Source organism: Frankia sp. CoBUL1, from assembly GCF_978021245.1.
Genome location: NZ_CDXDOS010000103.1, coordinates 1 through 11,367, shown reverse-complemented (window position 1 = coordinate 11,367; position 11,367 = coordinate 1). Strand labels below are relative to the sequence as shown.

Below are 11,367 nucleotides of genomic sequence, written 5' to 3'. Positions count from 1 at the left end.
GGCATCCGCCGGATCCCCCGCCGTCGCCCCCCGACCGGACCGTCCCGCCGACCGCGATCACCCGGGAGCCTGACCGTGTTGCGCACCATGCTCACCGCCAAGATCCACCGTGCCACGGTCGCCCAGGCCGATCTGCACTACGTGGGCTCCGTGACGATCGACGCGGACCTGCTGGCCGCAGCCGACCTGCTGCCTGGCGAGCAGGTCACGATCGTCGACATCAACAACGGCGCCCGGCTGGAGACGTACGCCATCGCGGGACCAGCGGGAAGCGGGATCATCGGTATCAACGGTGCCGCGGCGCGCCTGGTCCAGCCGGGCGACCTAGTGATCATCATTGCGTACGGGCTCATGGACGACGCCGAGGCGCGCCGGCACGTCCCGAAGGTGCTGTTCGTCGACGCGGCAAACCGGATCATCGGGCACGGCGACGACCCGGCCGAACCGCTCCCCGGCGACCCGTCGAGCCTGCGTGGCGACATCCCGGTCGACATCCCGGTACCCGCGGCCGCGACGGCGGTCCGATCGGCCGTGGCTACGCAGTGACCGTGCTACCTTGCCGGCTCGGCGCGCCCCGCCCGGGATGGATGCGCGCCGCGGACGTCGTCGTCATCGGTTCGGGCATCGCCGGGCTCACGACGGTCCTGCACCTGCGCCGGGCGCTGCCCGCCGCCCGGGTGCTGCTGGTGACCAAGGCGCACCTCGACGCCGGGTCGACCCGGTGGGCGCAGGGTGGGATCGCCGCCGCGCTCGCTGCGGAGGACTCGCCCAATGATCATCTTGCCGACACCCTGGTCGCCGGCGTCGGGCTGTGCGACGAGGAGGCAGCCCGAGTGCTGGTCCGCGACGGACCGGCGCGGGTGCGTGAGCTCGCCGAGCTCGGCGCCCGGTTCGATCGGACCACCGACGGCTCGTTCGCCCTCACTCGGGAGGGCGGCCATCTGCGCAACCGCATCATCCATGCGGGTGGGGACGCCACCGGCCTGGAGGTGGAACGCGCCCTGATCACCGCCGTCCGGGCCGATGAGAGCGTCGAGGTCATCGAACACGCCCTGGTCCTCGACCTGCTGCTCGACTCCGACGGCCGGGCCGCCGGCGCCACCCTCCACGTGCTGGGGGAGGGCAGCCGGGACGGCGTCGGCGCGGTGACGGCGGGCGCGGTGGTCCTGGCGACCGGCGGGATGGGACAGATCTTCGCGTCGACGACCAATCCCGGCGTCTCCACCGGGGACGGGGTGGCGCTGGCTCTGCGCGCGGGCGCCGTCGTCGCGGACCTGGAGTTCGTCCAGTTCCACCCGACCGCCCTGTGGCTACCCCCGTCCAGGCCGGACGCCGTCGCCGAACTGCTCGGGGGCCAGCAGCCACTGGTCAGCGAGGCCATGCGGGGGGAGGGTGCCGTTCTCGTCGACGCGGCCGGCGAACGGGTGATGGCGGGCGTCCATCGGCTGGCCGACCTCGCGCCGCGCGACGTCGTCGCCAAGCAGATGTCGCAGGTCATGGCGGCCCAGGGGGTCGATCACCTGTTCCTGGACGCCCGGGGGCTGGGCGCGGCGACCATCGAGCGGCGGTTTCCCTCGATCACCGCGCGCTGCCGGTCCGCCGGCATCGATCCGGTCGCCAGGCCGATCCCCGTCGCGCCGGCCGCCCACTACGCCAGCGGCGGGGTGCGCACGGATCTGTGGGGCCGCACGAGCGTGGCCGGCCTGTACGCCTGCGGGGAGGTGGCCTGCACCGGGGTGCACGGCGCCAACCGGCTCGCGTCGAACAGCCTGCTGGAGGGGCTGGTCTTCGCCGCACGCATCGCGGAGCACCTGGCCGGCACCGCGCCCGGCTGCCGGCACCGCGCCGCCATCCCCGCCGCGCCGGTGGTCGGTCGCGGCAGTGGTCTGACCGACCCCGCCGAACGCGCGGAGCTCGCGCGCGCGATGACCGACGGTGCCGGGGTGCTGCGCAGCGCGGACAGCCTGCGGGCGACGGCGAAGGTACTGGCCGGTCTCGGGGACCTGCGGGTCAGCGGGGCGACGGTCACGGCCGGGCCGCCGGCCTGGGAGATGACCAACCTGCGCACGGTTGCGACGGCCCTCGTCGCCGCCGCCGCCAGCCGGACGGAGACCCGCGGGTCCCATTGGCGAGAGGACTTCGGTGAGCAGGACGACGAACACTGGCTCGGCCGGATCCTCACCCGGCTCAATCCAGAAGGGGAACTGATCGTGGACGTCGAGCCCATGCGCGGCTCGCGGTGAGCGGTTCCGCGCCCGGCTCCGTCTGCGGGCCCGGTTCCGCCGGCGTGCCCGGCGGACGGCTCTCACCCGCCACCCGCAGTGCCCTCGCCTCGGCCGGCCTCGACCCGGACGGGGTGGTGGTCCTGGTCGGCCGCGCGCTCGTGGAGGACCTCCCGGTCTGGGAGGAGAACGAGGTGACCGGCCAGATCGGCGCGGTCGACGCGACCTCCGAGGCGACGGTCGACCCCGCTCTCGTCGGGCACGGCGCCATCGTCTCGCGGGCCGCGGGCGTCGTCGCCGGCCTGCCGGTCGCCGCCGCCGTCTTCGAGAGCCTGCTCGGGCCGGCCGCAACCGTCACCCTGACCGCTCGCGACGGCGACCCTGTCCCGCCGGGTACCACGGTGGCCTACGTCAACGGGCCGGTCCGCGGCCTGCTCACCGCCGAACGTACCGCGCTGAACCTGCTGTGCCACCTGTCCGGGATCGCCACCCTGACGCGGGCCTGGGTCGACGCGGTCGCCGGCATCGGCGCGATGATCCGCGACACCCGCAAGACGCTACCCGGCCTGCGCGCGCTGGAGAAGTACGCGGTGCGCTGCGGGGGCGGGGTGAACCACCGCATGTCGTTGACGGACGCAGCCCTGATCAAGGACAACCACGTGGTCGCGGCGGGCGGCGTGGCGGCGGCGTTCGCCGCGGTGCGGGCACGGTTCCCCGGGCTGCCCGTCGAGGTCGAATGCGACACCGTCGACCAGGTCGCGGAGGCCGTCGATGCCGGATGTGATCTCATCCTCTGCGACAATATGTCGCTGGCGGACCTGCGGGCCGCGGTCCAGCTCGCCCGTCCGGCCGGGGTGCGGCTCGAGGCGAGTGGCGGCCTGACCCTGCAAACGGCGGCGGCGGTGGCAGCCGTCGGCGTCGACTATCTCGCCGTCGGCGCCCTGACCCATTCGGCGCCCGCTCTCGACCTCGGCCTCGATCTCGCCCTGGACCCCGATCATCGCCCGGGATCGGCCACCGCGGGCCCACCGATCGAGGATCTGATCGTGGAGGAATCCTGATGCTGCTCGCCATCGACGTCGGTAACACCAACACCGTCGTCGGCGTGTTCGAGGGTGAACACCTCGCCGACTCCTGGCGGGTGCGCACCGACCCGCAGGCGACCGCGGACGAACTGGTGCTGCTCTACCGCGGCCTTCTCGGCGAGTACCAGGTCACCGGTGTCTCGATCTGCTCAACCGTTCCCGCCGCGCTTCGAGCGCTGCGCCGGATGGTGGTCCGGGCCTTCCACGACATCCCGGTCGTCATCGTCGAACCGGGGACGCGGACCGGGGTTCCCATCCTCATCGACAATCCGAAGGAAGCCGGCGCGGACCGCATCATGAACACGCTCGCCGCGCATCACCTCTACGGCGGGCCGGCGATCGTCGTCGACTTCGGCACCTCGACGAACCTGGACATCGTCTCGGCACGCGGCGAGTTCATCGGCGGAATCTTCGCACCGGGCATCGAGATCGCGCTGGACGCACTCGCGTCCCGGGCGGCCCAGCTCCGTAAGGTGGAACTGGTCGCGCCACGTTCCGTCATCGGCAAGAGCACGGTCGAGGCACTCCAGTCTGGCATGATCTACGGCGTCGCCGGCCAGGTGGACGGCCTGGTACGCCGCATCCGGGCCGAGCTGGACACGGATGCGGTGGCGATCGCCACCGGGGGTCTCGCGTCCGTGGTCATCAGGGAAAGTGAGAACCTTGACCGTCACGAGCCCCATCTGACACTCATCGGCCTGCGTCTCGTCTTCGAGAAGAATATCTGATCCGATCCCGACCGGGCTCGTTCGGGCTGCCTTACGGCGACCAGGATAATTATGACGATCGTGCATCTCCGGGGCTTCGGCCGGTCCAGTGGATTAGGAAACCGACTCTGCCGAGCGGCAGCCACCGGCTTCGACGGACCGCCCTCCCGCGACTCGGTTACGATTCCGTGCCATGCGGGACCGAATCTCGGGAACACAACCCGGCGTATCGTCACATCCCGGCAGCGGATACTTCACTCATCCCTTTCTTGTCACCGCGATGGCAGCATTCTTGTTCGCCGCGGTTCCGATTACATACGGTTGGAATGATCCGGCTTCGGCCGGTCCGCAGCCCCGTACCCTGGCCGTGCTGGGCGACTCCTACTCCTCGGGAGAGGGCAATCCCCCCTTCGACTCGCCGGCCCCCCGGTGCCGGCGGAGCAGCCAGGCCTGGCCACGACTACTGGGCGGTACGGGATCGGGGGTCACCGTCTCGCTGTTCGCCGCGTGTTCCGGAGCCACCACCGGCGCCCTACACGAGTCATTCAAGGGCGAGAAACCCCAGCTGGCCCAGCTACGTGCACTGGGCCGGGCCCCGGACGTCGTCACCATCACCACCGGCGGCAACGATGCCGGATTCGGCAGAGTCATCTTCAGTTGTTATGCGTGGAGATGCTTCTGGGATGGCAACGACCGCCGCGAACGCGATCTTGTCACCAAGGAACTCCCGGGTGTCCTGAGCGCCAACTACACGGCGGTGAAGGCCGCCGCCCCGCATTCGCGGATCATCGTGGTCGGCTATCCCTACATATTTCCGGACAACCAGCTCAACAACATCTGTACCTGGCTGACCAACAGGGAACGTCGACAGCTGACGAGGCTGAACAGACAGCTCGACCGGGTCATCAGAAAAGCCGCGTCGGATGCGGGAGTGGAGTTCGTCTCGACGGATCGGGCGCTACGCGGTCACGAAATCTGCACACCGGACCCGTGGGTGGCTCCGGTCAATCTGTTCGGACCGACACGTGAGCTGAGCGCGCACCCCACCATGCACGGGCAGCAGGCCATCGCCGAGGCCGTCCAGCGCCATCTCGCCATGGACAGCTGGTGACGCGGGCCGACCAGCCCGGCAACCACGCGATGTCGACCAACTCATGATGCCGACCCGATGACTCGTGGGCATAGCACTGATGGCGACTCCAGTTGACGTCAGACATGAAGTTAGGCTTACTTAAAGTCATGCTCATGCTCACGCCACTCCGCGGGAGATCCCGCACCCTGGCACAGCTACGCCCGGCCCAGCCGCGACACACCTCCCGGTCCCGGCAATGAAGCGGTCGGTGAACGAACGCCGCACCGGCTCGGCGGCGTCCCCGGCGGCGCCTTCCAGGGAGGTGGCCCCCGAGGGGACGGCGCCGGAATTCTCCGGGGGTACCGTTCAGTGCGCCGAACCGCCGTTCGAGGCAAGCCTGCGGGACCTCGCCGAGGTGCTGGAGCCACGCGGTGTGCAGTTCGGGATGCCGGACGGCCCGGGCTGGGCCGACTGTGCCTTCCTGACCGGGCCAGCAGGCGTGGCCGAGGCCTTGGCCCGGGTGGGCGACACGCACGGCGCCAGCCCGGAGGTCGCCGCGAGCTACCTGGCGAACTGGTACTCGGCGAACGTCGCAGCCCCGGCCATTGCCTGTTTCGTCCTCCTGCACCGGGTGCCGGCCCTGACCCCGGCGACGATGTCCCTGCGCGTCCTCGACGGCGGCTGGTTCGACCAGACCGCGTTCCACCGACCGGCCATGACCGTCCTGGCGGATGACCCGATCGCGGGGGGCGCCACCGCCGGAGACGGGATGAATGCCCGGATCGGCGTGATCGGGGACGTCGCCGCGTTGCGCGGTCGCCTGGTCGAGGAGGTGCTCGCGCATCTCCAACCGTTCGTCGAGGAGCTGCGGGGACGGGTCCGGCTCGGCCTTCCGGCGCTGTGGGGGGCGGTAACCGCGCAGTGCGCCCGCGCCTTCCTGCTGACCGAGCGCGCGACCGGCGATCCCCACCTCGGCCGAGTGGAGGCCGACGCCTTCTTCTCCCGGGCCACACCCACCATCCGGGCCCGGCCCCGTTGGCACGAGTTCGTCCACCACGGCCGGCGGTACACCGGCATACGCCGTGGGTCGTGCTGCCTGGCCTACCGGCTTGGTGACGGCTACTGCACCTCATGTCCCTTTACTGGTGACCAGGATCGCGAGGAACGGCTGCGCGCCTGGATCGACACGCAGGGCAATGGAGGCCTTGCGGTCTGAGAGTCACCCGAAGCGCAGCCCGAGTATGCGCACGTACAGTAGTTACTCGCGAGATGCAAGCAAGATCTGTCGCTGAAACCCCCAGGGCGACGACAATGAGTAACGTTGACAACGCAAAACGATATACATGTGAGTTGAATCACAACAAGATGCACCTCCTCATCCACTACCGTCGGTAGCATCGGTGAGGAGGCTCACCGAGGTGGGACGCACCGCCTGGCGCGTCCCGCCGCACCGTGGGTCCGACCGGAGACGTCGCGAAGCGGGCGGCGTCGTTCTGCTCTTGGCGGAACGACGTGACGGAGTCATGGCTGGTCGGCCACGGTTGCATTAGACGTCTCCGCTGGACGGCCGGTACCTGCGCCGGTCCGCCGCCCACGACGATGTGGGCGGTGCCGGCGGGTAGGTTTCTGTTCGATGCGTGAGGACATGCCTCGGCGGAGCTAGCATGCGGATACCGGCTGTCGTGTGGTCGGTCGCAGCTCGAAGGAGCGCACATGTTCGAGAGATTCACCGACCGGGCACGTCGGGTCGTCGTCCTGGCCCAAGAAGAGGCCAGGATGCTCAACCACAACTACATCGGGACCGAGCACATCCTGCTCGGCCTGATCCACGAGGGTGAGGGCGTCGCCGCCAAGGCCCTCGAGTCCCTCGGCATCTCCCTTGAGGGTGTGCGGTCACAGGTCGAAGAGATCATCGGCCAGGGGCAGCAGGCACCGAGCGGGCACATCCCGTTCACGCCGCGCGCGAAGAAGGTCCTGGAGCTGTCGCTTCGGGAGGCGCTGCAGCTCGGTCACAACTACATCGGCACCGAGCACATCCTGTTGGGCCTGATCCGCGAGGGCGAGGGCGTCGCCGCCCAGGTGCTCGTCAAGCTGGGTGCGGACCTCAACCGGGTCCGCCAGCAGGTCATCCAGCTGCTGTCCGGTTACCAGGGCAAGGGCGAGACCGCCACGTCCGGCGCGCCCGCCGAGGGGACCCCGTCCACCTCCCTGGTGCTCGACCAGTTCGGCCGCAACCTCACCGCGGCCGCCCGCGAGTCCAAGCTCGACCCGGTCATCGGGCGCGAGAAGGAGATCGAGCGCGTCATGCAGGTGCTGTCGCGCCGCACCAAGAACAACCCCGTCCTCATCGGCGAGCCCGGCGTCGGCAAGACCGCCGTGGTCGAGGGGCTGGCGCAGGCGATCATCAAGGGCGAGGTGCCCGAGACCCTGAAGGACAAGCAGCTCTATACCCTCGACCTCGGCGCTCTGGTCGCCGGTTCCCGCTACCGCGGTGACTTCGAGGAACGGTTGAAGAAGGTCCTCAAGGAGATCCGGACCCGCGGCGACATCATCCTGTTCATCGACGAGCTGCACACGTTGGTCGGCGCGGGTGCGGCCGAGGGCGCCATCGACGCGGCGTCGATCCTCAAGCCCATGCTCGCCCGCGGTGAGCTGCAGACGATCGGCGCGACCACGCTCGACGAGTACCGCAAGCACCTGGAGAAGGACGCCGCTCTTGAGCGGCGGTTCCAGCCGATCCAGGTCGCGGAGCCGTCGGTGGCGCACACCATCGAGATCCTGAAGGGGCTGCGGGACCGGTACGAGGCGCACCACCGGGTCTCGATCACCGATGCCGCCCTGGTGGCGGCGGCCTCCCTGGCCGACCGGTACATCTCCGACCGGTTCCTGCCGGACAAGGCGATCGACCTGATCGACGAGGCCGGGTCCCGGATGCGCATCCGCCGGATGACCGCTCCGCCGGACCTGCGCGAGTTCGACGAGCGCATCGCCGCCGTCCGCCGGGACAAGGAGTCCGCGATCGACGCGCAGGACTTCGAGAAGGCCGCGTCGCTGCGCGACAAGGAGAAGACCCTGCTGGCCGAGAAGGCCAAGCGGGAGAAGGAGTGGAAGGCCGGCGACATGGACGTCGTCGCCGAGGTGGGCGACGAGGAGATCGCCGAGGTCCTCGCGATCTGGACGGGCATCCCGGTCTTCAAGCTCACCGAGGAGGAGACCGCGCGCCTGCTGCGCATGGAGGACGAGCTGCACAAGCGCGTCATCGGCCAGCAGCAGGCCATCAAGGCCGTCTCCCAGGCGATCCGACGCACCCGCGCCGGGCTGAAGGACCCGAAGCGCCCCGGCGGCTCGTTCATCTTCGCCGGCCCGTCCGGTGTCGGTAAGACCGAGCTGTCCAAGACTCTCGCCGAGTTCCTCTTCGGCGACGAGGACGCGCTCATCCAGCTCGACATGTCCGAGTACATGGAGAAGCACACCGTCTCGCGGCTGGTGGGCTCCCCGCCCGGCTACGTCGGCTACGAGGAGGGCGGCCAGCTCACCGAACGGGTCCGGCGCAAGCCGTTCTCGGTGGTGCTGTTCGACGAGGTCGAGAAGGCCCACCCCGACGTCTTCAACACGCTGCTGCAGATCCTGGAGGATGGTCGCCTGACCGACTCCCAGGGCCGGCTGGTCGACTTCAAGAACACCGTCCTGATCATGACGTCGAACCTGGGCACCCGGGACATCTCCAAGGGTCCCGGCATCGGGTTCGCCACCGGTCAGGGCGCCGTCGACTACGAGCGGATGAAGTCGAAGGTCCAGGACGAGCTCAAGCAGCACTTCCGGCCCGAGTTCCTCAACCGGATCGACGACATCATCGTCTTCCACCAGCTCTCCGAGAACGAGATCATCCAGATCGTCGATCTCATGCTGGCCCGGGTGGACGCGCAGCTGAAGAACAAGGACATGGCCCTCGAGTTGACGTCGGCCGCCAAGGCGCTTCTGGCGAAGAAGGGGTACGACCCGGTGCTGGGCGCCCGGCCACTGCGCCGGACGATCCAGCGGGAGATCGAGGACGTCCTGTCCGAGAAGATCCTCTACGGCACCCTCAAGCCGGGCGAGATCGTCGTCGGGGATGTCGAAGGCGACGGTGACGAGGCGAAGTTCGTCTTCCGCGGCGAGGCGAAGCCGAACCAGGTGCCCGATGCCCCGCCGGTCGATCTGGCCAAGTCCAGCGAGTAGGCGGTCGGGAATTCCGTGCCGCCTCCCGGGAGGCGGCCAGTCCGGTGACCCGGCGAGGGCCGGGCGCGATGGCCGGAGTAGCCCCGCGGCTGCTCCGGCCATCGCAGTCTCGGCCGCGTAGCCGGGCTGGTCGCTCCAGAGCTGGAACACGTTCGTTCTCTCACACATCGCTCGGCCGCACCGCTCGATCGGCGACCGGTAACGGAATATGGGAAAATGTCAGCCATCGGGTAACCATCTTGCCGGCCGGGGCACCCGGCGAGATCGGGTCCGGTTGCCGGCGCAGGCACGAGCACAGGCACAACTTCATCGCCCCGAGGACGATTCGGACTGCTGGTTCGGCGAACGGGAGAGCTCCGCTGGTGACTGGTAGTCCCGACGTCGCGCTCGGCGTTCACCTGACTTTCGGCTCCGATCCGGCCACGTCCATGGTCGTCTCGTGGCTGACCCGAACGGCCGTCCCTCGGCCCCAGGTACGGTTCGGTCCGGCGGCTGGCGGGTCTACCGGCTCGGTGACCGCGCTCACCCGTTCCTACACGGACGCCCTGACGAACGAGGTGGTCTTCGCCCACCATGCGCACCTGTCCGGACTCCTGCCGGCTGCCGACTACCGCTATGACGTGGGTCACGATGGGCGCTGGGGCTTGGCCCACGGGTCGTTCCGCACGGCTCCGCGGCATCGGGCCGCCTTCAGCTTCACCTGCTTCGGCGACCAGGGCACCGACGAGCCGCACGACCCGTACGGCTCGGCCGCGTCACGCCACGTGATAACCGGAGTGGAACGCCTCGCGCCGCTGTTCAACCTCGCGAACGGTGACCTGTCGTACGCCAACCAGCGCACGGATCCGGTTCGCGCCTGGTTCGACTGGTTCGCGATGATCAACGCCTCCGCCCGGTTCCGGCCGTGGATGCCCTGCAACGGCAACCATGAGACCGAGCGGGGCAACGGAGCTCTGGGGCTCGCCGCCTACCAGACCTACTTCGCCCTTCCCCAGCACGACGAGGAGGCCTACCTCGCCGGGCTCTGGTACGCGTTCACCGTCGGCGGCGTGCGGTTCGTCATGCTCAGCGCCGCCGACGTCTGCTATCAGGACAGCGGGCGAGTCTACCTCCATGGGTACAGCGCCGGCCGGCAGACCTCCTGGTTGAGACAGACCCTCAAACAGGCCCGCGCCGATCCCGGTATCGACTGGATCGTCGTCGGCATGCACCACGCCGCGGTGTCGACCGCGGCGGAGCACAACGGCGCCGACCTCGGTATCCGGGAGGAATGGCTGCCATTGTTCGACACCTACGAGGTGGATCTGGTGCTCTGCGGCCACGAGCACCACTACGAGCGCACTCATCCGCTGCGCGGGGTCGTGCCGGACAGCGCGACCCGGACTCCCCGCCCGGTCCCCGGCGCGACGACGCCCGCCCGGAAGACCGCTGACGGAGCGGGCGCCGCGGCCGGTGACGGGGCCGGTGACCTGCTCGACACCTCGGCGGGCACCGTTCACCTGCTCGTGGGCACCGGAGGATCCTCGTCGCCGCCGCGCACGCACTGTTCGATCCACCCGCCTGCTGGGTCATCGTCGGCGTGCACGAACAGGATCCCGGCCGGGGGCATCGCCAATCGGTCCGGGCGAGAGAGGACGCGCCCTGGCTCGCCTTCCGGGCGCCGGAGCATCCGTATGCCTTCGCGGCTTTCGAGGTGGATCCAGGTGAACCGGGCGGCTCGACGAGCATCCGGGTGACCGTGTACGACTCCAGTGCACCGGCGCCGGTCCCGTTCGACCGGTTCACCCTCGTCCGGCCGCGCGCCGACGCGGCCGTGCCCACCACCTGACCGGCCACCCGACCGAGAAGCCGTCGGACGGTGCGAAGCGGGCCGGTTCTGATCGCCCTTCCGGCGGGAGCTCAGGAATCGTGCCACGACCATGACAACCTCGATCTCGACCGAAGGGTAGCTGTTCAGCTCGGGTGAGAGGCCCTGCGCTTGTGTTTGCGCAGGCCGGGGTGGCCGTCGGCGGGTATCGGGTGTGCTGTCCGCGGGCGGCTCGGTGGGGCGGGGTCGTCAGCCG

At 69.6% G+C, this 11,367-nt stretch carries 8 protein-coding genes; all 8 read left to right on the top strand.

The features are described from left to right. The first annotated feature begins 75 nt into the window (after positions 1-75). Positions 76-546, top strand: coding sequence for an aspartate 1-decarboxylase (gene panD / locus AC08OX_RS09750; protein ID WP_476607512.1), 471 nt, complete (start codon positions 76-78; stop codon positions 544-546). Next, positions 543-2,243 (top strand): L-aspartate oxidase, encoded by a 1,701-nt coding sequence (locus tag AC08OX_RS09745; RefSeq protein ID WP_476607511.1) that lies wholly within the window; start codon positions 543-545, stop codon positions 2,241-2,243. Before panD ends, AC08OX_RS09745 begins: the two co-directional genes overlap by 4 nt. Continuing rightward, on the top strand, positions 2,240-3,283 hold the full coding sequence (nadC, locus tag AC08OX_RS09740) for a carboxylating nicotinate-nucleotide diphosphorylase (RefSeq protein WP_476607510.1): 1,044 nt from the start codon (positions 2,240-2,242) through the stop codon (positions 3,281-3,283). The genes AC08OX_RS09745 and nadC overlap by 4 nt, the downstream gene beginning before the upstream one ends. Next, complete coding sequence (locus AC08OX_RS09735; protein WP_476607509.1) at positions 3,283-4,035, top strand: type III pantothenate kinase; 753 nt, start codon at positions 3,283-3,285, stop codon at positions 4,033-4,035. The genes nadC and AC08OX_RS09735 overlap by 1 nt, the downstream gene beginning before the upstream one ends. A 259-nt stretch (positions 4,036-4,294) precedes the next feature. Beyond that, positions 4,295-5,125 carry an SGNH/GDSL hydrolase family protein gene (locus tag AC08OX_RS09730; RefSeq protein WP_476607508.1) on the top strand — a complete coding sequence of 277 codons (831 nt, stop codon included), beginning with the start codon at positions 4,295-4,297 and terminating at the stop codon, positions 5,123-5,125. A gap of 229 nt (positions 5,126-5,354) precedes the next feature. Next, positions 5,355-6,302, top strand: coding sequence for a (2Fe-2S)-binding protein (locus AC08OX_RS09725; RefSeq protein ID WP_476607507.1), 948 nt, complete (start codon positions 5,355-5,357; stop codon positions 6,300-6,302). 497 nt (positions 6,303-6,799) lie between these two features. Next, positions 6,800-9,304, top strand: coding sequence for an ATP-dependent Clp protease ATP-binding subunit (locus AC08OX_RS09720; protein WP_476607506.1), 2,505 nt, complete (start codon positions 6,800-6,802; stop codon positions 9,302-9,304). 68 nt (positions 9,305-9,372) lie between these two features. Beyond that, positions 9,373-11,040: a purple acid phosphatase family protein gene (locus tag AC08OX_RS09715; RefSeq protein ID WP_476607505.1), complete on the top strand. Its 1,668-nt coding sequence runs from the start codon at positions 9,373-9,375 to the stop codon at positions 11,038-11,040. Positions 11,041-11,367: the final 327 nt, after the last annotated feature.